Origin of the sequence: Rhizobium leguminosarum bv. viciae USDA 2370 (assembly GCF_002008365.1) — a bacterium.
GTDB classification, from domain to species: Bacteria; Pseudomonadota; Alphaproteobacteria; order Rhizobiales; family Rhizobiaceae; genus Rhizobium; species Rhizobium leguminosarum.
The window spans coordinates 187,109-213,368 of the sequence record NZ_MRDL01000046.1; the positions used below are offsets into that span (position 1 = coordinate 187,109).

The 26,260-nt window shown below is 62.1% G+C and carries 16 protein-coding genes; 10 read left to right on the forward strand and 6 right to left on the reverse strand.

The genetic code is table 11. The features are described from left to right. The first annotated feature begins 13 nt into the window (after positions 1–13). From BS629_RS22895 to BS629_RS22910, 4 genes are all read left to right on the forward strand, one after another. The gene (locus tag BS629_RS22895; protein ID WP_026188740.1) at positions 14–1,912 is read left to right on the forward strand and encodes an ABC transporter ATP-binding protein; all 1,899 of its coding nucleotides are present in this window, start codon (positions 14–16) and stop codon (positions 1,910–1,912) included. Positions 1,913–2,119: 207 nt separating this feature from the next. Next, positions 2,120–2,440: a hypothetical protein gene (locus tag BS629_RS22900; protein WP_018246243.1), complete on the forward strand. Its 321-nt coding sequence runs from the start codon at positions 2,120–2,122 to the stop codon at positions 2,438–2,440. Positions 2,441–2,636: 196 nt separating this feature from the next. Next, positions 2,637–3,677 (forward strand): LacI family DNA-binding transcriptional regulator, encoded by a 1,041-nt coding sequence (locus BS629_RS22905; protein WP_018246242.1) that lies wholly within the window; start codon positions 2,637–2,639, stop codon positions 3,675–3,677. A 135-nt stretch (positions 3,678–3,812) separates the two neighbouring features. Next, positions 3,813–4,850 carry a LacI family DNA-binding transcriptional regulator gene (locus BS629_RS22910; protein WP_018246241.1) on the forward strand — a complete coding sequence of 346 codons (1,038 nt, stop codon included), beginning with the start codon at positions 3,813–3,815 and terminating at the stop codon, positions 4,848–4,850. Positions 4,851–4,883: 33 nt separating this feature from the next. On the opposite strand, the gene BS629_RS22915 is transcribed toward BS629_RS22910, so the two are convergent. Together BS629_RS22915 and BS629_RS22920 are read right to left on the reverse strand one after the other, a co-directional pair. Further along, on the reverse strand, positions 4,884–6,173 hold the full coding sequence (locus tag BS629_RS22915) for an MFS transporter (protein ID WP_018246240.1): 1,290 nt from the start codon (positions 6,171–6,173) through the stop codon (positions 4,884–4,886). Between the two features lie 143 nt (positions 6,174–6,316). Next, positions 6,317–7,516 carry a multidrug effflux MFS transporter gene (locus BS629_RS22920; RefSeq protein WP_018246239.1) on the reverse strand — a complete coding sequence of 400 codons (1,200 nt, stop codon included), beginning with the start codon at positions 7,514–7,516 and terminating at the stop codon, positions 6,317–6,319. A 271-nt stretch (positions 7,517–7,787) separates the two neighbouring features. Here BS629_RS22920 and BS629_RS22925 point away from each other — a divergent pair, with 271 nt between their 5' ends. Continuing rightward, entirely contained in the window at positions 7,788–8,528 is a 741-nt protein-coding gene (locus tag BS629_RS22925; RefSeq protein WP_018246238.1) for a TetR/AcrR family transcriptional regulator, read from the forward strand. A gap of 27 nt (positions 8,529–8,555) precedes the next feature. Here BS629_RS22925 and BS629_RS22930 read toward each other — a convergent pair whose 3' ends face one another. The 4 genes from BS629_RS22930 to msrA all read right to left on the reverse strand — a co-directional run bounded on the left by BS629_RS22930 (position 8,556) and on the right by msrA (position 12,727). Next, a complete protein-coding gene (locus BS629_RS22930) occupies positions 8,556–8,996 on the reverse strand; it encodes a response regulator (RefSeq protein ID WP_026188739.1) in 441 nt (146 codons plus the stop codon). Between the two features lie 706 nt (positions 8,997–9,702). Further along, complete coding sequence (locus tag BS629_RS22935; RefSeq protein ID WP_018517797.1) at positions 9,703–10,929, reverse strand: HlyD family secretion protein; 1,227 nt, start codon at positions 10,927–10,929, stop codon at positions 9,703–9,705. After that, positions 10,930–11,376, reverse strand: a complete 447-nt coding sequence (locus BS629_RS22940; protein ID WP_018246235.1) for a hypothetical protein — start codon at positions 11,374–11,376, stop codon at positions 10,930–10,932. A gap of 649 nt (positions 11,377–12,025) precedes the next feature. Further along, complete coding sequence (msrA, locus tag BS629_RS22945) at positions 12,026–12,727, reverse strand: peptide-methionine (S)-S-oxide reductase MsrA (RefSeq protein ID WP_018246233.1); 702 nt, start codon at positions 12,725–12,727, stop codon at positions 12,026–12,028. 199 nt (positions 12,728–12,926) lie between these two features. On the opposite strand from msrA, the gene BS629_RS22950 reads away from it, so the two are divergent. From BS629_RS22950 to cueR, 5 genes are all read left to right on the forward strand, one after another. Then, the gene (locus BS629_RS22950; protein WP_018246232.1) at positions 12,927–18,392 is read left to right on the forward strand and encodes an alpha-2-macroglobulin family protein; all 5,466 of its coding nucleotides are present in this window, start codon (positions 12,927–12,929) and stop codon (positions 18,390–18,392) included. Continuing rightward, complete coding sequence (gene pbpC / locus BS629_RS22955; protein WP_018246231.1) at positions 18,392–20,470, forward strand: penicillin-binding protein 1C; 2,079 nt, start codon at positions 18,392–18,394, stop codon at positions 20,468–20,470. The genes BS629_RS22950 and pbpC overlap by 1 nt, the downstream gene beginning before the upstream one ends. Before the next feature lie 136 nt (positions 20,471–20,606). Then, entirely contained in the window at positions 20,607–23,216 is a 2,610-nt protein-coding gene (gene treY, locus BS629_RS22960) for a malto-oligosyltrehalose synthase (protein WP_018246230.1), read from the forward strand. Positions 23,217–23,323: 107 nt separating this feature from the next. Continuing rightward, positions 23,324–25,849: a heavy metal translocating P-type ATPase gene (locus BS629_RS22965; protein WP_018246229.1), complete on the forward strand. Its 2,526-nt coding sequence runs from the start codon at positions 23,324–23,326 to the stop codon at positions 25,847–25,849. Positions 25,850–25,858: 9 nt separating this feature from the next. Next, on the forward strand, positions 25,859–26,248 hold the full coding sequence (gene cueR / locus BS629_RS22970) for a Cu(I)-responsive transcriptional regulator (protein ID WP_018246228.1): 390 nt from the start codon (positions 25,859–25,861) through the stop codon (positions 26,246–26,248). The last annotated feature ends 12 nt before the right edge of the window (positions 26,249–26,260 follow it).

Consider the following 26,260-nt stretch of genomic DNA (forward strand, 5'->3'; position numbering starts at 1 on the left):
CGGGAGGAATGACATGGCCGAGGAACTGGAAACCGAGCGCCCCGACGTTCGCGAGGATGGACGCCGCCCGCCACGGGCGGTGGTCGGTTCGCATCGCGTCGAGGAGGAGATGTTCGGCAAGGCCTTCGACGGCAACATCGTCAAGCGCATCTGGATTTTCGTCCACCCCTATCGCCGTCAGGTCCTCTGGTCCGTCGTCGCCGTTCTGACCTTCACGATGATGCAGCTCACCATCCCGCTGATCATCCGCTATGCCATCGACCACGGCATGTCGCCGGGCGGCAACCATTCGGCACTGGCCTGGTCGATCGCCGCGTTCACTGTTGCCATCCTCATCAACTATGCGGCAAGCTACGCGCAGGAAACGCTGGTCGGCGGCGTGGCGGAAGATGTGCTCTTCGATATCCGCAAGGCGATGTTTTCGCATCTCCAGCGCGTTTCGCTCTCCTTCATGGATAAGACGGAGGTCGGCCGGCTGATGTCGCGCCTGCAAGGCGACGTCAACTCGATGCAGGAATTTCTCGAAACCTCGGTACTGTCAGTCGGCGACATCGTGCTGCTCTTCGGCATCATTTTCGTGATGCTCTATCTCGATTTCAAGCTGGGGCTGCTGACGCTCTCGGTGCTGCCGGTGCTCTTCATCGTCCGGCTGTTCTGGCTGCCGCTCGCCCGCAAATCCTTCATGGCGGCGCACGAGACCAATTCGATTGCCGCCGGCGCGCTCGCCGAAGCGATCCACGGCGTGCGTGCCGTCCAGAGCATGGACAGGCAGGGCGTCAACTTCACGCTCTACGACGACAAGGCGCGTGCCAACCTCAAGACGCATTTGACGGCGGCGCGCTATGCGCAGGTTATGGTGCCGATCGTCGACAGTCTGACCGGCGTGGCGATGGCGCTCGTCGTCGTCGTCGGCGGCGCCCGCGTTCTCAACCAGGCGCTCGATGTCGGCGTGCTCGTCGCCTTCCTGTTCTACATTCAGCGCTTCTTCGACCCAATCCGTTCGCTGACACTGCAATATTCGGTGATGCAGCGTGCCATGGCTTCCGGCCAGCGGCTGACCGAAGTGCTCGACGTGCCTGTCGACATCAAGGATGCGCCTGGTGCCACGGCGCTATCGCGCGACATGGACGGCTCGGTGGAATTCAAGGACGTCGTCTTTGGCTACAATCCGAAGCATCCGGTGCTGAAGCATGTCAGCTTCAAGGTCAATCCCGGCGAGACGGTGGCGCTGGTCGGGCCGACGGGGTCCGGCAAATCGAGCTGCATGTCGCTGATCCATCGCTTTTACGATGTACAGCAAGGCCAGGTGCTGGTTGGCGGCCACGATGTGCGCGCACTGACGCAGGATTCGCTCGGTGCACAGATCGCCATGGTGCTGCAGGAGCCCTTCCTCTTTACCGGGACCGTTTTCGAGAACATCCGCTACCACAAGCTGGAGGCGACGCGCGAACAGGTGATCGAGGCGGCCAAAGCCGTCGGCGCGCACGACTTCATCATGCGTCTGCCGGAGGGTTACGATAGCGTTCTCGGCGAGCGCGGCGGCAATCTTTCGCTCGGCCAGCGCCAGCTTTTGAGCTTTGCTCGTGCGCTGGTGGCGGACGCGAAGATCCTCGTGCTCGACGAAGCGACCGCCAATATCGACAGCTATACCGAGATGCTGATCCAGAAGGCACTGGTAAAGCTGCTCGAAAACCGCACCGGCCTCGTCATCGCCCACCGGCTTGCGACGATCCGCGAGGCAGACCGCATCATCGTGCTGCAGAACGGCGAAATCATCGAAAGCGGCGACCACCGTCAGCTGATGAAGAACGGCAAGCTCTACTCCAAGCTCTATAACCTCAATTACGCCTCCTTCGACGATATTCCCGAAGAGGTGCTGGAAGACACGACGGCGACGCAATCTGCGACCTAGCGCATCGGCCCGAAAATCGGAATCGATTTTCGAAAAGCACGATGAGTAGATTCAAAGTGTTAGAACATCTTTTGTGCGTCCGTGAGGACGCACGGCGCTCTAATCCCCGATGACATGCATTAACGCCTGTCGCAAAGTTTGAACGAACAAACGACTTGCTGCCGCATTTGCCTCTTATCCGGGGCAAGTGCCACTGAGGAGAATATTATGAAGAGAGTTATTAGCAGCCTGTTGATCGCCACGGCCCTTGTTGGATCGGCCATTCAGCCTGCTGCCGCGCGTGACCACCGTCATCACGATAACACCGGCCGCATCATCGCCGGCGGCGTTGCCGCAGGGGTTGTCGGCGGGCTCATTGGCGGCGCGATCGCCAATGGCGGCGGCCCTCGCTATGTCGATGAAGGCCCTCGTTACGTAGAGAGCCCCCGCTATGTCGAGCCCCAACCGAGATGCTGGTATGAGGACCGCGATGTCCGCAACCGCTATGACGGCGGCTATCACGCCGAAACTGTACGCGTCTGCGAATAACGGGTTGATAAACTCGCCACACGAGCGGCGTGACCGATCATTCGTCGCCGCTCATATTCGTTCCCCCTCAGCCGAGGTTGCGTCCAGCGGCCTCGGCAATCACTATTGCCCGCGGTTATCCCCTTATCGAAAAAATCTCGTTGCCATGCGATCGCTTGTCATCCGGCTGTCAGAGACGATCAATAGCTGAAAGCCAATGAATGATGGTTCAGTGAACGGCGCCAAGGCGCCGAAGAAAGAACGCATGCGCTTCGTCAGCGCCGAGCAGGTCGCGCAATTGGCGGGCGTTTCGCGCTCCGCGGTCTCGCGCACATTCACGCCGGGTGCCAGCGTCGCTCCGACGACGCGCGAAAAAGTGCTGCGAGCGGCGCAGGAGCTCGGCTACCACGTCAACGACCTGGCGCGCGGCGTGCTTGCCAACCAGAGCCGCCTTGTCGGCATCGTCGCAACACGGCCGGAAGTGGGTTTTCGTGCGCATCTGGCGGCAGCACTGGCCAAAGCCCTGATCAAACGCGGCAGCATCCCGATCCTGATCAACACCGGCCAGACGGAAGAAGAGCTGCTCGCCGCCCAGAAGATGCTGATCGGCCACCGCGCCGAGGCGATCATCATCCTGTCCGGCTCGCCGCCGGCGAGTTTCTTCGAACTTGCACAGCGAAACGGCCAGCCGCTCGTCGTGATCGGCCGTTCGGAACCCGACGCCGACCATGTGCGTGCCGGCAACTCCGAAGCCTCCCGCAAGGCGGCGACGGCCTTTTACGAAAGCGGCAGACGGCGGCTGGCAGTCATCGGCTCCCACACGGGAACGCCTGCTATCATCGAGCGCGAAAGCGCCTTCCTGTCGACGGCCGAGTCGCTTGGTGTATCCGTCGTCGTCGGACGCGGCGGCGACTGCGACTATGACGGCGGTGTTGCGGCCGCACGCGCACTCTTCTCGGAGACAATAACGCCCGACGCCGTTTTCTGCGCCAACGACCAGATCGCCTTCGGACTGATGGATGTCGTGCGCCTGGAAGCGCGGCTGCGTATCCCCGCGGACGTCGCCGTCATCGGCTTCGACGACGTGCCGGAATCCGCCTGGCTGAACTACAGGCTCACCACCTTCCGCCAGGATCCGCTGACCATGGCGCAGCGCGCCGTCGAGCTGATGGAGCGGCGGCTTGAAAATCCCGATGCGCCTCCTGGTTACGAACGCGTCATTCCGGAACTCGTCATCCGCCAGAGCTTCAGACCCTGACACTTGCCCCACGGCTTTTCGCAGGCGCCATCCTGTGGCAAGAAGGGGCATGACGCTTTATTTGCCGCATGTCGTTGTCCCAAAACCGCTGCACAGTTTTGGGCGACATGCATTGGGGGAGGAAGATCGCCTGAGATGAAAGGAATCCGCCAGCTCGCCGAGCATCTCGATATTTCGATCGGAACGGTGTCCCGTGCGCTGAACGGCAAGCCCGACGTCAACGATGAAACGCGCCGGCGCGTGCTCGCCGCCGCCGAAGAGCTCGGTTACGTCGCCAACCAGTCGGGCCGCAGCCTCCGCCAGGGCATGACAAATGTGATCGGGCTGATGCTCGAAGTGAGCCGCGAGACGGTCGAAAACAGCGACGACTTCTTCCTTGGCGTCACCGACGGGCTGCAGAGCGTCTTTTCCCGTCACAAGCTCGATCTTGTCATGCTGCCCTGCCCCGATGACGAGGACCCGCACGAATATCTGAAGCGCATGGTGGCGCGCCGGCTTGTTGACGCGCTGATCATCTCGGCGACGCGACGCACCGACCGGCGCATCGAGCTGCTGGAAAAGGCCCGCATCCCCTTCGTGACGCTCGGGCGCAGCGCGTCGGGCGGCAGCTACACCTGGATGGACCTCGATTTCGAGGGCGTGGCGTCGCGCGGCGTCGACCGGCTGGTCGCCAAAGGCCATCGGCGGATCGCTGTGGCTGTACCCTCCTCCGACATCAATCTCGGCTACCTCTTCCTCGACGCTTACCGCCAGACGCTGCAACGGCATGATATCCCCTTCGACCCGGCCCTCGTCATCCGGGTCAAGTCGAGCGAACAGGGCGGCTATCAGGCCGGCCACGAATTGCTGATGATCGAGCAGCGCCCGACGGCGATCATCCTGATCCATGAACTGATGGCGATCGGGCTTTACCGACGGCTTTCCGAGGCCGGCGTCGTGCCCGGCCGCGACCTCGCCGTCGTCGGTTTCCGCGAGGAGCCGCGCACGCATTTCCTGCAGCCGACGCTGACGTCCTTTCGCATGTCGCTGCGCGATCTCGGCGCGCAGCTCGGCGAAACCCTGCTCGCCACCATGCCGGCCTATGCCGATCACTATCCGCAGGGTGCCCGCAACAGGATTTGGCCGCTGGAACTCATTCCGGGCGAAAGCGACGCTTTCACTCTGACAACCTGATGCCCTTTGCGTCGATTTGTTTAGCGGCTTGCATCAGACCCGGCTTGGAGCAGCCTGCTCCCTGCTCGACAGCTGATGCGTAACGAAAAAGACCAGAAGGGCTCCGGCCGCCAGGCAGGCGGACAGGAAGAACATCGGCGCGATCGTGCTGCCGCTCGCTTCCTTGATCCAGGGCACAACGTTTTGGGCGACGAAACCGCCGAGATTTCCGACCGAATTGATGGCCGCAAGGCCGGCTGCGGCACCCGCACCCTTGAGGAAACGTGAGGGCAGGCTCCAGAACACCGGCTGTGGAGCGAAGATCCCGGCAGCAGCGACGCAGAGGAAGGCGAATTGCAAACTGTGGTTCGGAATGAGCGCCGAGAGCAGCAGGCAGGCAGCGCCGATGAAGGCAGGAACGACGATATAGGGCGTCTTCGATTGCGCCTTGTCGGCCATGGCGGGAACGACATAGAGCGCGATCGCGACCAGCACCCAGGGAATGATGTTGAGAAAACCGTTCACCGTGTTGCTGACGCCGAAGGCCTTGACGATGGTCGGCAGCCAGTAGCTCAGCCCATAGGCCGAAAGCGGAAAGGCGATATAGCAGAGCGCCATTAGCAGCACGCGTGGGTCGATGAGCGCCTTGAAGCCGTTTCCGGCATTCTCGCCCATGCCGGAATTTTCCGAGGCGAGCCTTCGTTCCAGCCACTTCTTCTCCTCGCCGCTCAGGAAGCTTGCGTTTTCAGGCCGGCCGGGAAGATAGAAGAAGGTGACGATGCCGGCGATGACTGCGGGAACACCCGTCGCCAGGAATACCCACTCCCAGCCGGCAAAGCCGTAGAGACCGTCGAGATCGAGCAGCACGCCGCCGAGCGGCGCACCGACGGCATTGGCGATCGCACTGAAAATCATGAACAGCCCGACCATCCTGCCGCGATAGACCGAAGGGAACCACAGCGTCAGCAGATAGAGGACGCCGGGAAAGAAGCCGGCTTCGCAGACGCCGAGCAGGAAACGCAGGATATAGAACATCGTCGCGTTCTGCGTGAAGGCGAGCGCGATGGTGACGATGCCCCACGAGACCAGGATGCGCGCGAACCAGACACGGGCGCCGAGCCTGTCGAGGAAGAGGTTGCTCGGCACCTCGAAAAGAAAATAGCCGATGAAGAAGAGCGAAGCGCCGAGGCCATAGGCATATTCGCTCATTCCGAGGGCATCGACCATCTGCAGCTTGGCGAAACTGACGTTCTGCCGGTCGATATAGGCGATGAGATAAAGGATGCCGAGAAAGGGCATCAGCTTCCAGGTGATTTTAGAGATCAGCCGCTTCTCGTCGACCATAAGTATCCTCCGATATGACCATGCTTCGTCACGGCGTAGATAGAGCGGCCAGCCGATAATCAATTGCGCGTTGCATTTTCTGGGATGGGCCGCGACGGGATCATATGGCCGCACCCGCACACCGGGTGCGGCCTGTCTTTAAATCATTCAGCAGCGGCAACAGCCGCGCGGCGGCCGATCGTTGCCTGGGTCAGCGCGAAAGCTGAGAAGGCGCAGAGCGCAATGCCGGCGGCCATCGGAACGGCAGTACCGTCGAAGAAGACGCTTGATATGACCATGGCGACGGCGGCGATCACGAAGTGCAGCGTGCCCATCAGTGACGAGGCCGTGCCGGCGATCTCGCCGTGATCCTCAAGAGCGAGCACCGCGCTCGTCGGGATGACGAGGCCGAGGAAGCCGTAGCCGATGAACAGGAAGGTCGCCAGGACAGGCAGCTGATTGAAGCCAGAGGCCATCACCACCGCCATCACCACCATCGCAAGCGCATAAGCGCTGACCGCAATCCGCATGACGCGCACCAGGCCGAAACGCTCGCCGAGCCAGCCTGTGGCCTGCGATACCGCAAAGAAGGACACGGCGTTGATCGAGAAGGCGAAGCTGTATTGCGTCGGCGTCAGCCCGTAATGCTGGATCAACACGAAGGGCGAGTTGGCGAGATAGACGAGGAAGCTCGAAATGCCGAGGCCGCCGATAAAGGTCAGCGTCAGGAAATTGCGGTCGGTGAGCAGCAGGCGATAGGCCGCCATGGCGCTTCTCAGACCGCTGCCGCTGCGTTCGTTCGCCGAACGGGTTTCCTCCAGCTGGGTCGCAAGCAGGACGAGGCCGATGAAGGCGGCAATCGTCACGGCCCAGAATACACCGCGCCAGCCGTAGAACTCGATGACGGCGCTGCCCGTCAGCGGCGCCAGGATCGGCGAGATCGAGAAGACCAGCATCAGCAGCGACATCAGGCGCGCGGCCTGCACGCCGGTGTGCATGTCGCGGACGATGGCGCGCGGAATGACCATGCCGGCGGCGCCGCCAATACCCTGAACGAAACGGAAGGCGATCAGCGTTTCGATATCGGTGGCCAACGCGCAGCCGATCGAGGCGACGGCGAAGAGGCCGATGCCGAGATAGAGCGGCAGCTTGCGGCCCCACATATCCGACAGCGGCCCATAGACAAGCTGGGCGAGCGCAAAGGAGATGAAGAAGGCAAGAAGGGTTAGCTGTGTGACGTTATTATCGGCATGCAGGTCCTGGCCGATGGACGGCAGTGCAGGCAGATACATGTCGATGGCAAAGGGCCCGATGGCCGACAGAAGGCCGAGAATGAGGGCAATGCGAAAGAAGGGAGCCGTCATAATGGTGATCTTTCATAAAAGCGCGGCGGAGGTACCGGATCGTCGCTCCGCTACATTGCTCTTAGAGCGCCGTGCGTCCTCTCGGATGCACAAGGACACTCCAACTCTTTGAATTTACGCATCGTGCTTTCCGGAAATCGGAACCGATTTTCGGGCCGATGCGCTAGGGTTCAATGATGATCGTTCGCGCGAAGACGAAGTTGGGAGCTTATATCTTCAGCGCAACCAGGACTGTCAACAAATTTGGACACAGATGTAAAATTAGACGCCATTGTCTAAAACGTCAAGACGTCTTATCTTCGCTATCATGAAAGATCGCATGACACCGGCAGCCCGAATGACAGGGCATACGCAGCGCGGACAATGCGCCAAACGCATGTCGATCCTCGATGCCGCGGCCGACGTATTCTGCCGCCAGGGTTTTGCCGGTACCAGCATCGACGAGATCGCCGCCGTCGCCTGCGTATCCCGCCAGACGATCTACAATCACTATCGCGAGAAAGAAACGCTGTTCGTCGCCGTCGTCGAAGACGTCATGAACCGCGCCAACGCGATGCTGTTCTCCGTGCTTTCGACCTTTCCCGATCGCGCCGACCATCTGGAGGATGACCTGACGGCCTTCGCCGTGCGCCTCAATAAGAATTGCATCTGCAACCACGACGGAAAATTTCTGCGCAAGCTGGTGCAGACGGAAGGCGAGCGATATCCGCACCTCTTCGAAAGCTGGCGCCAGCAGGGGCCAGGCAAGCTGATCACCGCACTGTCAGCACTTTTAGCTCGGCTTGCCCATAAGGGGGCGCTCGCCATTGACGACTACGACGTCGCCGCCCGGCAGTTCGTAGCACTCGGCAATGCCGACCTGCAGATGATGATCCTTCTCGGGGGCACGCCCACCGATGAAGAACTCGAAAAGGCGGCGCGCAACGCGGTTCGCACCTTTCTCAAGGCCTATGGCAGGCCGGAGGTAGATACGACCGGGCATCTGCCGCAGCTCGCAGCCATACCAGGCTGACCAGGCCTTTCCGATAAAGCCAGCCGATCAGGCAAAGACCGTCATCTGTGAGGGTACGACCGCGAACATGCCGACGCGCCGCGCGGCAAGATATTTCACCAGCTGCTCGACAACCGAAGGCATGACCGGCTTCTGGACCACGCCAACCGCGCCCTTGACGCCATCGGCGACCACTTCGGGATTGCCCGTCATGAAGACAACGGCAATGCCATGCTCCTGCGCCAGCCGTCGGCCGATCTCGGGCCCGGTCGGGCCGTCGGCGAGATTGACGTCGACGAAGGCGATATCGGCAAGCGGCGCCAGCCGCAACGCCTGTTCACAATCATTCGCAAGGCCGGCGACCTGCATGCCCATGGCTTCCACCGTCGCCTCGAGATCCAGGGCGATCAGGAATTCATCTTCAACGATCAATACTCTCTGTTTCATGAGGTCATCTCGTTGCCAGCGCCGCACGACATTGGTGGCCATGATACGTCCCCTTGGTTACGCCGATACTTCTAAGGAGGGATCCGCTCCGACAGCCTATCCCACGCGAAACTCATGGTGGTAACGGGCAATTCCACAATATGTTCCGCGGTGGAACGTGATTCTTTGGATTTAAGATATTGTTAACGTTGATAAATTCTTAAACCGGCTGAGGAGAAACCGGATCATCCTCAATCTCACGCGAGCCGGCTCGATGGGAGAATTACAAGACGATATAATTATTTCTCCCTTTTGGGGCCAGAATCTGAAGCGCATTGCCAGTAGATACTAATTCTTTGGTAGTATTTTCGAACTCATATTGGGAATACTTCACTGGAAGATAGAGAAATATCGTTTGCATGCCGGCTCTAGCGCGATCGTCATTTACTGAAGTCTTTGTAAGTGCGCGGCAAAATCGGAGCTCTTCCAAAAACCCTACCTGCTAGGGTCGGGCCAAGCCCGCCGGGCGTATTCCAACCTCCCGTCTCCTGCGGGACGAATGTGCGCGCTAGTGGTGTTCTAATGCATGTAATTGTATGGTCTTTCGGCGCGTGTCGGTCCGCCTCCCTCAGCGCCGGTTCGAAGGACGCCGACGAAGAATTTGGATCGACAACCGAACGGACGACGGTGATCCATCCGCCCGACGAGTCACCCACACCAAGTCTCTTCTCGTCGTCGTCGATGAAACGATCCCCGTATTGTTCTGCGTTCAATGACCCGACAGAACGAGCGTCTGAACCGGCAGGAGCAGCGCTTGAATTCGCAGAATCATCGCATGTACAAGTCCAACGGCGTCGACCATATGAAGGGCAAACCACCTGACCTTGCCAATGTTTGGATCGGCGAGCGCGTCGTGATTGTTGGTATATGCGTTGGCGATGCAACTGCTTCCAGGCGGCACGCCATTGAGCCCTCCCGGATAAAGTGGCTGCAGAAAGACGGTCAGGGTGCCAGGCTGCGCCGTCTGCTGAACGTCGATGAGTTGATCCGTCGCGCGCAATTGTCCGGCCGCGATAACCTCCTGCACGTCGGTCACGACCATCGGAATGATTGTAAACGGCTTTCCGATGCAGGTTGCTTCGGCGATCATCCCCTTTTTCATGACCTGCGCTTCGATCTGGCCGAAGCCGGCGATCAGTGTGCTTTGTCCAGCGCCTTCTGGCACAAGGATCCCGGCAGGACGCAACATTGCATTGACGACGTCCCCGCGACGCAGCGTAAACTGTTGCACAGTACCCGCGACGCCGGCCCTTACGATGGTCTTGTCGAGTTCGACCTGCGCCTGCGCCAGGGCCGCTTCGGCGCTTGCTCTTTGAGCTGGCAACTGCACGGCGATCTGTGTCTCCAGGGTCAGCTTTTTCGCCACCGTTGCATCCAGCGCTCCCTTGCGGCCGTCGATCGTCGTCGCTAGGCGTTCGACCTCGCGCCTGGCGACAGCGTTGTTCGTCAGGAGCTGCGCCTTCATCTCGTATTCGTCGACTGCCGTCTGGTAGGCACCCTGCGCCTCTTTGATCTGGCCATCGACCCCTATAAGCTCGGTCTGGGTCACCTTTATTCCGGCCTCGACTTCTGCGACGCGCCGACGGGCCGTCTCCCGCGCCGCCTGCTGTTCGGAATTATCGAGCCTGAACAGTGGCGATCCGGCCTCGACCTTCTGGTTCAGCCCGATGAAAACTTCCTCTACACGTCCGGTTGCCTCCGGCATGATCGTGACGGTTCGAAATATCGCGGTGGCAGTCTGGGCTGATGGATGGAAGTAGAAAATCATCGTAATCAGCGAAACGGTCAGAAGAAGGCAGGCGGTGATCCCCCATCGGAGTTCGTACCACACCGTATAAAGCGTGATGTCGCGGCCGATCCGCTTTCCCTGACCGTAGCGCCGGAACAGATAATCGGGGAGGATCGTCAGCATTGAGCAGAGAAGCAACTCAAACATTCAGATATCCTCTCCATGTACGCTGGTCTTGGGCGGTGACGGTATTGGCTCTGCTTCCGCAGTATCTTCCGCTATCAGAGCAGGATCGCCTGTCGTTTCAGCCTGGCGGCCGGAGAGTTTGCCGAGAGACTGGGCGATTGAGTAGAGCGGCGTGGAGAAGTCGGGAATCTGAATAAAGGCCAGAAGCAGCCCGGCAATCCAGAAAAGATGGTTGTGGGTGAACAGTGAGATGAGCGCCAGGACGGCCACGATCTCCATCTGCACCTTGTTCGTACGGTGGGCTCTGCGTTCGGGAAGGGCGTGCAATTGGAAGTACAGATTTCCAACCGCGAGCACGGCCACCAGCAGAAAGACAACGACGACAACGAAAAGGTAGTCCGTATGTCCGGGCGAAGTGATGAAAATCGGCAGGTGCTCGATTGCCGCTGGATGAACTGATTGCTCCATTGCTACCACCTAGAGAAAAAGAGTGAAATGCGCCGTCGTCGAGAGCGTCTTAGATTTCTTTTGCCAGTGCCGCGACCAACTCCTCGTACATGCTACGGCGCTCGCCACGCGTCGGATCTATCGAGGCCTCCCACCTGGCGAGCTCGGGTTTTGCTTCTGCAAAGTCCATTGTGCCGGAAACTGGCGCGTAGCAGCGGCCACGCCTTCGTCCATATTTCACTCCCAAGGCGACGACACGGACACGTTTGCTTCTCTGATGTAGGGAGACGATGGCGTGGTTGTGGAGTATGTTACTGTATCATACGGGTTCGATGACTGTCTCCAGGGCGATTGGGGGCCCCGACGAGGCACCGCGACGGCCGGGAGTTCGCTGGAAAGCGACCTGATTTCCTGCTCAATGTCCTCACGGAATTGCAGATGCCGACTTGGCAGCCCGCCGATCTTGAGCACGTTATTGGTCGCAAGGCGGGGACGATGGTTCCTTATGCCGTCGGCGCCAGAGCGGCCATAACGGCGCTGAACCCTGCAGTTTCCCTTTGATCAACCAACCATTCGCATCCATTGCCGCACGAGACGGCGGCGATTCTCTCTGAGTCGCCGGGCTGCCAATGAGTCGGAGATATGCGGCCGCTATAAGCGGTCGTGTCGATCAGCCCTTGGCCTTCACCAGTACCGGTTGGCTGCGGTAGTCGGCCGGAAACAGCGACTTCAAGTTCTCGATTTTCGGAAGGTCGTTGTAGACGATATAAGGATAGGTCGGATTAAGCGTCAGGAAATCCTGATGATAGGCCTCGGCGGGATAGAAGCCGGCGGCGTCGGACACCTTGGTGACGATCGGCTGCGGAAAGACATGCGCCTTGTCGAGCTGGCTGATATAGCTCAGGGCGACCTTGCGCTGTTGCGGATCGGAAACGAACAGCGCCGAACGATATTGCGTTCCCTGGTCCGGACCCTGGAAATTCAGCTGCGTCGGGTTGTGCGCCACAGAGAAGAAGATCTGTAGCAACTTGCCGTAGCTCACCTGTTTCGGATCGAACTTCACCTGGACGGATTCGGCGTGACCCGTCGAGCCGGTGCTGACGGTTTCATACTGCGCCGTTTTGGCGTTGCCTCCGGCATAACCGGAGACGGCGCTCTCAACGCCCTTCACGTGCTGGAAGACGCCCTGGACGCCCCAGAAACAACCTCCGGCGAAAATGGCGGTCTCGGTGCCTGGCCCGGCCACCTCGTCAATGGCCGGCGGCGGGATGACGACGGCATCCTCGGCCGCACCCGCAGCACACACGCCGAACGAGAATAGAGTGGCAGCAAGGAGCGCGGTAATGCTCCTGCGGTGGGAAGACGTGGACATGGCGCTACCTCCTGCGATCGCCCAAATCCTTGCTCATCCTAGCAAAAGCCGCAAATCACAAGGCGGTCACTCACGCCGATGTGACAGCTGGACGAAAGCGCCTGTGCGAAGATGAAACAGCGCTCAACTTCAGTTGACAATCTCGCGAGGAGTGAGGAGAGTGCCCGCCGGTCAGAGCCAGCATTTCCGGGGGGAACCTATGTCCGTGCGCTCGTTCTTCGCTTTCGCGACAATCGCATTTTCCACGATCGCCATCAGCTTTTCCGCCGCCGCTGCGGACACCAAGCGCGACATCCAGACGATTAAGGACGCCGATTTCTTCGGCTTCGATCTTCGCACCGAGCAGAACGTCTCGCTCGATCAGTGCAAGACATCCTGCATCGGCGACAAGAGCTGCAAGGCCTTCACCTACAATCCCAAGGTGAAATGGTGTTTCCTGAAATCCGATTTCAAAACGATGAACGCTTTCCCCGGCGCCATCGCCGGCAAGATCGTCGAAACGGCCGGCCAGCAGGAGCGGGATATTGGCGCTGCGCCGCGGCTGACCTTCCTGACGAACGATCTCATCCAGCAGGCCCACGACTTCAAGGATAATCTGACCCTGGCCGACGACCAGCAGGGCCAGGGCGCCGACAGCCTGACGGCCAATGCCCGCATTGACCTCACTGCCAACAATCTGGCCGACGCGCTGAAGTCCTTCCATGGCGCGCTGTCGATCACACCTGACGACGCCGATCTCTGGCTCGAAACCGCCCGCGCCGCAGCCTCGCTCGGCAGCGCCGAGAGCAACACGACCGGCCAAGCCGTGCTCGACGCGCTGAACGGCTACGAGCTGACGCGCACCACCGCCAAACGCGCCGAGGCGCTGGCCGTGCTCGCCACTGCACTGGAGCGGAATGCCAACTACCGCCCGGCGCTCGATGCCTACAAGGCGAGCCTGGCGCTTGTCGGCGCCAAAGATGTGCAGGCGGCCTACCTGCAGCTGAAATCAACGCAGGGCTTCCGCGTCACGGAACACACGGTCGATGCCGACAGCGCCACGCCGCGTGCCTGCGTCACCTTTTCCGAGGCGCTGGTCAAAACCACCGACTACACGCCCTTCGTGACGCTGAACGGCGAAGCACCAAAGGCGCTCGAGGCCAAGGACAAGCAGATCTGCGTCGAGGGGCTGACGCATGGTCAAACCTACAAGATCGCCTTCCGCACCGGCCTGCCGTCGGCCGTCGACGAGGTGCTGGAAGCACCTGTCAGCGTCGACGTCTACATCAAGGACCGTAGCCAGATCGTGCGTTTCACCGGCGACAGCTTCGTGCTGCCCTCGACGGCGCGCCGCGGCATCCCGATCGTCTCGGTCAATATGACCTCGGCCAACTTGAAACTCTACCGCATCGGCGATCGCGCCATCGCGCCGCTGCTGACCAATTCGCAGTTCCTGTCCCAACTCGACGGCTACAGCGCCCAGAACATCCAGGACCAGAGCGGCGAACTCGTCTGGCAGGGCTCGATCGACATCGCCAACGAACTCAACAAGGACATCGTCACCAGCTTCCCGGTCGACGAGGCGCTGCCCGAGCGCAAGCCCGGCATATATGTGATGACCGCAACGGCGGCAAACGGCCCCGCGCAGGAGTGGGATTCGCAGGCGACGCAATGGTTCCTGGTCTCCGATATCGGCGTCACCACCTATGCCGGTACGGACGGGCTCAACGTCTTCGCCCGCTCGCTCGCCTCGGCCAAGCCGATCGCAGGCGTAGAGCTGCAGCTGCTCGCCAAGAACAATGAAGTGCTCGGCACTGCCACGACCGACGAAAACGGCCGCGCCACCTTCACTGCCGGCCTGATCCGCGGCACGGCGGCGCTGACGCCAGCCGTCATTACCGCCAAAAACGGCACGTCGGACTACGTCTTCCTCGACATGACGCGCGCCGGCTTCGACCTCTCCGACCGTGGCGTGACGGGCCGCGCAGCACCCGGCGCGATCGACGTGCTGACCTTCACCGAACGCGGCATCTACCGCGCCGGCGAGACGGTGCATGCGCAGGCGCTCGCCCGCGACACCGATGGCAACGCCATCGAGAACCTGCCGCTCACTTTCATCTTCAGCCGCCCCGACGGTGTCGAAGACCGGCGGATCGTCAGCCAGACCAGCAATCTCGGCGGCTACTCCATCGATTTCCCGACCCAGGAAAACGCCATGCGCGGCACCTGGACGATGAACATCTATACCGATCCCAAGGGCAGCGCGATCGCCACCAAGAGTTTCCTCGTCGACGATTTCGTCCCCGATCGCACCGACATGGAGATCAAGACCGAGGCCAAGGAAGTCGGTCCGGACACGCCGGCGACGATCACCGTTTCGGGCAAATATCTCTACGGCGCCCCAGCCGCCGGCCTGACGCTCGAAGGCGACGTCGTCGTCAAGCCGACGCGCGAGAGTGCGGCCTACAAGGGCTTCCTCTTCGGCCTCGCCGACGAAGAGGCGAGCGAGGATTCGCGCCTGCCGATCGACGGCCTGCCGGAACTCGACGAGAACGGCGAAGCCTCGACCGACCTGACCATCAGCGACCTGCCGGCCACGACGCAGTTGCTCAACGCTACTGTCTATATGCGCATGCAGGAGGCGGGCGGCCGCGCCATCGAGCGCTCCTTGACCATTCCGGTGAAGAACCAGGGCGCTTCGATCGGCGTTAAGCCGGAATTTTCCGACGATCTGCCGGAGAATTCGATCGCCAACTTTACGGTGATCAGCGTCAAGGCCGACGGACAGAAGCAGGAGACGAAGGGCCTGCGCTGGAAATTCTATAGCCTCAACCGCGAATATCAGTGGTATCGCGAGGGAACCGCCTGGAAATACGAGCCGGTCTACACCGCCGAGCAGGTCTCCAACGGCAGCGTCGACGCGACGATGGACGGCGGCAAGATCTCCGTTCCGGTGACCTGGGGCCGCTATCGCCTCGAAGTGGAAAGCCCCGATGCCGACGGCCCGACCTCCAGCGTCGAATTCGACGCCGGCTGGTTCGTGACATCGACCTCGACGGAAACGCCCGACGGGCTTGAGATCGCCCTCGACAAGGACAGCTACAAGATCGGCGACACCGCCAAGCTGAAAGTCACCTCGCGCTATGGCGGCGAGCTGATGGTGACGGCCGGAACCGAAAAGCTGGTTGCCGTACAGAACGCCACGATCGGCGAGACCGGCGGCGAGGTCGATATCCCGGTTACATCAGACTGGGGTGCCGGTGCTTATGTGACCGCAACGCTCTTCCGCCCCGGCGACGCGCAGGACAGCCATATGCCGATGCGCTCGATCGGCATCAAATGGCTGAAAGTCGATCCTGAACAGCGCGCGCTGCAGGTGACGCTCGACACGCCCGAGAAGATGCTGCCGCGCGGACCGTTGAATATCGGCCTGCAGGTGGCTGGCGCCGGCGCCAACGAGGACGCCTACGTGACGGTTGCTGCCGTCGATGTCGGCATTCTCAACCTGACGCGCTACGAACCGCCGAACCCGGAGGACTGGTATTTCGGCCAGCGCCAGCTCGGTCTTGAAATCCGCGACCTCTATGGCCGCCTGATCGACGGCTCGCTGGGTGCGACCGGCAAGCTCAGGACCGGCGGTGATGGCGGCGCCATTGCGCTGCAGGCAAGCCCGCCGACGCAGAAGCTCGTCGCCTTCTTCTCCGGGCCGGTGAAGCTCGACGCCGAAGGCAAGGCCAATGTCTCCTTCGACATTCCGCAATTCAACGGCACGGCGCGTGTCATGGCCGTCGCCTGGTCGAAATCGGGCGTCGGCCACGGCGTCAAGGATGTCATCATCCGCGATCCCGTCGTGGTGACCGCAAGTCTGCCGAAGTTCCTCTCCCCCGGCGACAAGGCCAATCTGCGCCTCGACATTGCCAATACCGATGCGCCGGCCGGCGACTACAAGCTGCAACTGACCGGTAATGATGCGGTCGGCATCGAGGAAGCTTCTGCCTCGCAGACGATCCGCCTCGAGGCCGGCGCGAAATCCGAACTGACGCTTTCGCTCATCGGCAAACAGCCGGGCGCCGGCAGCGTCTCGATCAACCTCTCCGACGCTTCCGGCCTTTCACTCGACCAGACGGTCGATGTGCCGGTGCGCCCGGCTTCCTTGCCGATCACCGAACGCAGGGTGCTGGCGCTGAAGCCGGGGGCAAAGCTCACCGTCGACAAGAACCTGCTGGCCGACAGCGTGCTGCCGGGTGCCTCGATCAGCGTCAATGTCACCCGTTCGGCCGCCTTCGATATTCCCGCCCTGCTGATGACGCTCGACCGCTATCCCTTTGGCTGCGCCGAGCAGACCACCAGCCGAGCGCTGCCGCTGCTCTATCTCGCCGAAGTCGCAAAGCAGGCGGGTATGGAAAACGACGACGACGTGCATAAGCGCGTACAGGACGCGATCTACCGCGTGCTTTCCTATCAGGCCTCTGCCGGCAGTTTCGGCCTCTGGGGACCGGATTCGGGCGATGTCTGGCTCGATTCTTATGTCACCGATTTCCTGACGCGGGCCCGCGAAATGAAATACGACGTGCCGGAAAGGGCTTTCGTGCAGGCGCTCGAAAACCTGCAGAACACCTTGTCCTACACCACCGACATCAAGGGCCAGGGCGATCAGATCGCCTATGCCATCTACGTCCTTGCTCGCAACAAGAAGGCTGCGATCAGCGATCTGCGCTATTATGCCGATACGATGATCAATGACTTCCCGACGCCGCTCGCCAAGGCGCATATCGCCGCCGCATTGGCGCTCTACGGTGATGCGCAGCGCTCGAAGAATATCTTCCTCGACGCGCTGCAGATGTCGGAGCAGTCGATGGTGTCACGCGTGAACCTGTCGCGTACCGACTATGGCACGATCCTGCGCGACGGCGCGGCGATCCTGGCGCTCGCCGCCGAAAGCCGGCCGGTACCGCCGGTCATCCCGGAACTCGCCAAGGCGGTCGGCAAGGAATGGGAGCGCAGCAAATATAAGAGCACGCAGGAAGAAACCTGGATGCTGCTTGCCGCGCGCGCCATCCAAGGCGGTGACGACGGCCTGAAGGTCGATGTCAATGGGGCCGCGCACACCGGTGCCTACATGGCACGCATGACCGGCGATGCCCTGGCTGACCATCCGCTGACGCTGACCAACCAGACAAACGACACGGTTTCGGCTGTGGTCACCACCGTTGCCGCTCCCACAGTGCCGCTGCCGGCCGGCGGCGACGGCTTCGTCATCGAGCGGACCTATTACACGCTCGACGGCGAAGAAGCGAATGTCAGCGAGGCGAAGCAGAACGAACGCTACGTCGTCGTCATCCATGTGCGCGAAACCAACGACTGGCCGTCGCGCATCGTCATCACCGACCTTCTGCCGGCCGGCTTCGAGATCGACAATCCGAATCTCGTCGACAGCGCCCAGATGGCGAATTTCGACTGGATCGGCGAGATCTCCGCTGCCCATACCGAATTCCGCTACGACCGCTTCGTCGCCGCCTTCAACCGCGCAGCAGGCGATGAGCGCGAATTCAACGTCGCCTATGTCGTTCGTGCCGTCACCCCCGGCACCTACGACCATCCGGCCGCAAACGTCGAGGACATGTACCGGCCGGAGCTTTCGGCCCGCACGGCAACCGGCAAGATGGAGGTCGTGACGGCGCAATAATGAGGCGGTGGCACAAGTTTGCGATCGGGTCCGCAGCCGGCATCATTCTTGCCGGCGCGGCTCTCTTTGCGCTCGATGCCGCCGACAAGGCCTTTCCGCCGCCGCTGGACAGGGCAAATGCCGTGTCTGCCGAGGTGCTGGATGCCGATGGGCAATTGTTGCGTGCGTTTGCGACGTCGCAAGGCCGCTGGCGGCTGAAGACGGCGGTCTCCGACGTCGATCCGCAATTCTTGCGCATGCTGATCGCCTATGAGGACCAGCGTTTCTACGACCACGGCGGCGTCGATCCCTGGGCGCTCGGGCGCGCTGCCGTGCAACTGGTCAGCAATGGCCGCATCGTCTCCGGCGCCTCGACGCTTTCGATGCAGGTGGCCAGGCTGATCGAGCCGCGCGAAGGACGCTCGCTTTCGGCAAAACTGCTGCAGTTGGTGCGCGCCGTGCAGATCGAGCGGCGGCTGTCGAAGGAAGAGATTCTCGACCTCTATCTGACGCACGCGCCCTATGGCGGCAATCTGGAAGGCGTGCGCGCCGCAAGCCTTGCCTATTTCGGCAAGGAACCGCGACGCCTGACGGTCGCCGAGGCGGCTTTGCTCGTCGCCCTGCCGCAATTGCCGGAACGGCGCCGGCCGGACCGCAATCTCAAGGCAGCCGAGGCCGCGCGCAAGCGTGTGCTTGACCGCGTAGCGGTCGCTAGAGCCGTTGGTGACGGCGAAGCGGAGCGGGCTGAAGGCGTCGCGGTCCCGTCGCGGCGCATGCAATTGCCGGCACTTGCCGCCCATGTCGCCGAAGCCGCACTGCGCAAGGAGCCTGATGTCCTCAAGCATCAGACGACTTTGAAGAAACAGGTGCAGCAGGGGCTGGAAGCGGTTGCGCGGGCAGCGGCGTTCAAGCTCGGGCCGAAGCTTTCGCTTGCCATGGTGATGGCGGATGCGCAAACCGGTGCGATTGTCGGCGAGGTTGGCTCAGCCGATTATTTCGATGCCAGCCGCTCTGGCTGGATCGACATGACGCGCGTCAACCGCTCGCCGGGCTCAACGCTGAAGCCCTTCATTTATGGGCTGGCTTTCGAACAGGGCCTGGTGTCCCAGGAAACGATCATCGAGGACCGGCCCGCTGACTTCTTCGGCTACCGGCCGCGCAATTTCGACATGAGCTACCAGGGCGACGTCACCGTGCGCGAGGCGCTGCAGCTTTCGCTGAACGTGCCGGCCGTCAAGCTGCTCGATGCCGTCGGGCCGTCGCGGCTGATGGTGCGCTTCCGCCGCGCCGAGGTACGCCCGGTCCTGCCGCCGAATGAGACGCCGGGACTGGCGATCGGTCTCGGCGGCGTCGGCATCACTTTGAAGGATCTGGTGCAACTCTATACGGCCCTCGCCAATCGCGGCCAGCCGGCAAGGCTCGGCGACGGCGTCAGCGGCGCACCGGGCAAGCTCGACGGCGAACCGTTGCTGGAACCGGTCGCGGTCTGGAACGTCGCCGATATTCTCTCCGGCGTCATTCCTCCCTCAGGCGCACCGCAGCGCGGCATCGCCTACAAGACCGGCACGAGCTACGGCTACCGTGATGCCTGGTCGGTCGGCTATGATGGGCGTTATGTGCTAGGCGTCTGGGTCGGACGGCCTGACAACAGCGCCGTGCCGGGATTGACCGGTTATGGCACCGCCGCGCCCGTCCTCTTCGAAGGGTTCGCCAAGTCAGGCATCGCGACGACGCCGCTTCCCCGCCCGCCTGCGGGCGCCGTGCGCATCGCCCAGTCGGAGCTGCCCATCAGCCAGCGGCGCTTCGCCCTCAATGCCAGCGGCCTGCTCGCCTCCGGCCGCGAGGCCCCGCCTGAGATCATCTATCCGCCCGAGGGCGCGCATGTCGATCTCGGCGCTGGTCAAGGGAACTTGTCACCGCTGATGCTGAAGCTCCAGGGTGGCCGAGCCCCCTTCCGCTGGCTTGCCAATGGCAAGCCGCTGCCTGATCTGTCCCGCCGGCGTATCCAGCAATGGCTGCCTGATGGCGGCGGCTACTCGAAACTAACCGTCATCGACTCGGCCGGACGCGCCGCAAGCGTCGGCGTTTTCATCGACTAGAACATCCGAACGCACGATCCACCGATTAAAAAAGTTGCAGCGTCCCTTAGGCGTGTCAAAAGACGCGCGGTGCTGCAAGGAACAAAAACCCGGCTGCAACCGTTCCGGAGGGTCTCTTTCCAACATCAGCGGCCTCATGACACTCCCGAGAGCGACCTACCGGATACAATTCCGCAACGGCATGACCTTCGATCGCGCCTGCGACCTCGTCCCCTATCTCAAGACGCTCGGCATCAGCCACCTCTACGCCTCGCCGATCTTCACCGCCGTCAGCGGTTCGACCCACGGCTATGACGTGACAGACGCCAACGAAATCGACCCGGTGCTCGGCGGCCGGGCCGCATTCGAGCGGCTGGCGGAAAGCCTTGCATCCGCAGGCATGGGACTGATCCTCGACATCGTGCCGAACCACATGGCGGCCTCGCCGGAAAACGGCTGGTGGCGCGACGTGCTGATATTTGGGCGACAGAGCGCCTATTTCAGCCACTTCGACATCGACTGGAGCGAGCCGCTGACCCTGCCGCAGCTCGGTCAGGACTTCGAGGGAGCACTCGCCGGTGGCGAGCTTCGCATCGCGCTCGACGAAACGCACGGTAACTTCGCGTTCGGTTATTTTGAGACGCTGTTGCCGCTGAACCCGGCGAGTTACGGAGCGATCGCAGATCGGCTCGACGATCCGATTGCCACCAGAATGGCGGAGGCTGCGGCCGTCACCTCCGGCGAGAACTTCAACCGCGCGATGCGCGATATCCTCTTCGAAGGCGGCGATCGAGCCGCCCTCCAGCAGAAGCTCAATGACGTCTCGGCCGATCGCGATTTCATGAGAAGCCTGCATGAGGGACAGCATTGGCGGCTGACGCACTGGAAGACGGCGGCGCGACATCTGAGTTATCGCCGTTTTTTCGAGGTGACCGGACTGGTCGGCACCCGCGTCGAAGATCCCCCGGTGTTCGAGGACATGCACCGGCTGGTGATCGAGCTGGTGCGCCATGGCAAAGTGCAGGGCCTGCGCATCGACCATGTCGACGGGCTCGCCGAGCCCAAGGCCTATCTCGACAGGTTGCGGGAGGCGGTGGGACCGGACACCTATATCGTCGTCGAAAAGATCCTCGGGGCTAGCGAGGTCCTGCCGGAGAGCTGGCGGGTTGCCGGAACCACGGGATATGAATTCATCGCCGCGCTGAGCGAGCTGTTCATCGACGCCGGAGGTCTGCGCATATTGGATGATGCCTATCGCAGGATCGCCGCCGACACGGGTGATCTCGAGGCGGGCCGGCGAATTGCCAAGCGACTGATGGTCGAACGTAATTTCGCCGGCGAGACCAATAGGCTGGTGTCGATCGCGGCAGGCATCTTTCCCGAGGCAAAAAGAGACGAGATCGCCACCGCGCTTAGCGAACTGCTGATCACCTTTCCCGTCTACCGCACCTATGGCGACGGTGGCCCGCTTTCCTGGCAGGATTCAGCGGTGCTGGCGGCGACCGCTTCGCAAGCGATGGCGCTGCTCGACGATCAACGTGCCCTCGACCAGGTTCTGAAGCTTCTCGAAGGCAAGGTCGAGGGTGACGCGGCCCACGAGTTCCGCATCCGCTTCCAGCAATTGAGCGGGCCGGTGATGGCGAAGGCGACCGAGGATACGCTTTTTTACCGCTATAACAGGCTGCTTGCCGCAAACGAAGTGGGCGGTGAACCCGGCAAGGCGCCTGGCGGCCCGGAGGAATTCCACCGCCGCATGGCAGAGCGGGCGCGGCTGCAGCCGCATGGGCTTTCGACAAGCGCGACCCACGACACCAAACGCGGCGAGGATGCGCGTGCAAGGCTTTATGCGCTGAGCGAGGGCGCGGATGTTTTTGCACAGGCGGTCGAGCGGTGGCGAGACATGAACCGGCCGTGGCTGAAGGATCTGCCGGATGGCGCAGCGCCGGAGCCAAATGTCGAATGGATGCTCTATCAGGCTCTGGCCGGCATCTGGCCGGAAGATTTCGATAGAGGACAGACGGAAGAACTCCGCGAACGCTTCACCGATTACGCCGTCAAGGCCGTGCGCGAGGCGAAACTGCGCAGCGACTGGACGGAACAGGATGCCGCTTACGAGGAAACGGCCACGACCTATGCCGCGGCCCTGGTTTCGCCTGATAATGGCGTCTTTCTCGAGGATTTCGAAAGGGTGCTGCAGCCCTTCATCGCGGCGGGTTACCTCAACAGCCTGTCGCAGACACTGCTCAAGCTGACGGCCCCCGGCATTCCCGATATCTACCAGGGTGCCGAAAGCTTCGACTTCAGCCTCGTCGATCCAGACAACCGCCGACCAGTCGATCATGAGCGGCTGAAAGCATGGCTTGATGAAGCCGGGCCGATCGCCAAGCTGCAGGCGGCGGCGTTGAAGCAGCGCATTGTCGGGATCGGCCTGCAGCTGCGCCAGCGGCACGCGGACCTCTTTTCCAGAGGCGACTATCTGCCGCTGAAGGTGACGGGCGCCCGGCGAGACCACATCCTCGCTTATGCCCGGGTGCACAAGGATGATTTCGCCATCATCGCAGCGCCACGGCTGATGTTCGGCTGGCTCGACCCCGGCGTGCTCTTTGCCGGCCCGGAATTCTGGGAGGATACGGCGATCGCCGTCCCCTCCCCGCTTCACGGTCTAAAGGCGGACCTGCTGACCGGAAAGACGATCGAGCCCGGGGGCAGCATCTCGGTCGCCGCCCTGCTCGGGAGCCAGCCGGTCGGGCTGATCACCCCGATCTGAGGACCAGCCGTCGCTAAAATCGAGTCCATGAAAATAGTGCTTGACCTTCCAGTCGCTGGAAGGTGGATAAGCCTATCCAACGGCCCTCCGGGGCACAGGAGATAGTCATGGATATCAAGCACCAGCACGACCACCACCACAGCCACGACGATGGCGATGATCATTGCCATTGCGGCCATGATCAGGAGAAGGCTGCCGATGCCGTGATCCGTGATCCTGTCTGCGGCATGACCGTCGATCCGCAAGCCGGCAAGCCATCGCTTGAGCATGACGGCCGCACCTATCATTTCTGCTCCGAGGGCTGCCGGACGAAGTTTGCGGCGGCACCTGCGGATTATCTGGCCGCGAAGGACGCCGTCTGCGGCATGACCGTCGATCGCTCGACGGCGAAACACTTTCTGAAAGTCGACGGTGAAAAGTTCTATTTCTGCTCGGCCGCCTGCCATGCGAAATTCGAAGCCGACCCCTCAGCCTATCGCGACGGCAAGCACCCGCCGGCAAAGCCGGCGCCGACGGGCACGCTCTACACTTGCCCGATGCATCCCGAAGTCATCAGCGACCGTCCCGGCGACTGCCCGAAATGCGGCATGGCGCTGGAGCCGATGGGCATTCCGCCTGCTGACGAAGGTCCGAACCCGGAACTCGTCGATTTCGTCAGGCGGCTCTGGGTCAGCGCCATCCTTGCCGTGCCGCTGCTGGCGCTGAGCATGGGGCCGATGTTCGGCCTGCCGCTTCGCGAAACGATCGGCGAGCCGCAGGCCACCTACATCGAACTGCTGCTAGCAACGCCGGTGGTGCTCTGGGCAGCCCTGCCCTTCTTCCGCCGCGCATGGGCGTCTCTCGTCAACCGCAGCCCGAATATGTGGACGCTAATCGGTCTCGGCGTCGGCACCGCCTATGTCTACAGCGTCGTCGCCACGCTTGTACCCGGCATCTTCCCGATGAGCTTCCATGGCCACGGCGCGGCCGTGCCCGTCTATTTCGAGGCAGCAGCCGTCATCGTCGCGCTCGTCTTCGTCGGCCAGGTGCTGGAATTGAAAGCGCGCGAACGTACCGGCTCGGCAATCCGCGCTTTGCTCGACCTTGCGCCGAAGACGGCGCGGCGCATCGATGCCGACGGCAGCGAGCGCGACGTGCCTGTTGGCGATATCCAGACCGGTGACCAGCTGCGCGTTCGCCCTGGCGAGCGGGTGCCGGTGGATGGCTCCGTCCTCGAAGGCCAGTCGACCGTCGACGAATCGATGATATCAGGCGAGCCCCTGCCTCTGGAGAAGTCGAAAGGCGACCCGCTGACCGGTGGCACGATCAACAAGAACGGCACCTTCGTCATGGCCGCCGAAAAGGTCGGCGCAGATATGGTGCTGTCGCGCATCGTCGACATGGTCGCCAAGGCGCAACGCTCGCGGGCGCCGATCCAGGGCGCCGTCGACCGGGTGTCGGCCGTCTTCGTGCCGGCGGTGGTCGCTGCTGCCATCCTTGCCTTCCTTGTCTGGGCCGCGATCGGGCCCGAGCCGCGCATGGCGAATGCACTGCTAGCCGCCGTCGCCGTTCTGATCATCGCCTGCCCTTGTGCGCTCGGCCTGGCAACGCCAATGTCGATCATGATCGCCACCGGGCGCGGCGCGCAGGAAGGCGTGCTGATCAAGGATGCCGAAGCGCTTGAGCGCTTTTCCAAGGTCGACACGCTGATCGTCGACAAGACCGGCACGCTGACTGAAGGCAAGCCGAAGCTTACCGATGTCATCGCCTTCGGTGGGGTCGGCGAAGACCGGCTGCTGTCGCTGGCGGCAAGCCTGGAGCGCGGCTCCGAACATCCGCTGGCCGAAGCGATCGTTTCCGGCGCCGAGGAGCGCGGCGTCCCCTTCGTGGAGGTCACCGGTTTCGAGGCAAAGACCGGCAAGGGCGTTCAGGGCCGTGCCGGCGGCACGACGGTGGCGCTCGGCAATGCCGCGATGCTTACCGATCTCGGCATTGATCCGGCGGTACTTGCCGAGAAGACCGAGGCCCTGCGCGGCGCCGGCAAGACGGTGATGTTCGTGGTGTTCGATGGCGCGCTTGCCGGTCTCGTCGCCGTTGCCGACCGCATCAAGCCGACGACAACAGCCGCCATCAAGGCACTGCACGACAGCGGGTTGAAGATCATCATGGCGACCGGCGACAACGAGCGCACGGCGCGTGCGGTGGCAAAAAGCCTCGGCATCGACGAGGTTCGCGCCGATGTGCTTCCGGAAGGCAAGAAGGCGCTGATCGACGAATTGCGTAGCAAGGGCGCCATCATCGCCATGGCCGGCGACGGCGTCAACGACGCCCCGGCGCTCGCCGCCGCCGATGTTGGCATCGCCATGGGGACCGGCGCCGACGTCGCGATGGAAAGCGCCGGCATCACATTGGTGAAGGGCGACCTGAACGGCATCGTCAGGGCACGGCGGCTGGCGGAGGCGACGATGCAAAACATCCGCCAGAATCTCGGCTTCGCCTTCGGCTATAATGCACTTGGCGTGCCGATCGCGGCCGGCGTGCTCTATCCGATCTTCGGGCTGCTGCTTTCGCCGATGATCGCCGCAGCAGCAATGAGCCTCTCGTCCGTTTCGGTCATATCAAATGCGCTGAGACTGCGCTTTGCAAAATTATAGGAGATGGCGATGAATATCGGCGAAGCATCGGAACGGTCCGGCCTGCCTTCGAAGACGATCCGCTACTACGAGGATATTGGCCTCATCCGCCCCGAAAGGGGCGGAAACGGCTATCGCGACTATGCCGCAACCGACGTTCACAAGCTGCGCTTCCTGCAGCGCTCGCGCGGCCTCGGCTTTTCCGTCGAAGAATGCCGGCAATTGCTGGCGCTCTATGAGGACAAGGACCGGGCGAGTGCCGACGTCAAGGATATCGCTCAGACAAAGCTTGCCGAGATCGATCGCAAGATCCGCGAGCTGACGGAGCTGCGCCGGACGCTTGAGCACCTCGTGCATGCCTGCCACGGCAACGACAGGCCGGACTGTCCGATCCTCGAAGAGCTTTCGGGCGGCGGCTGACCATTTCAGGCG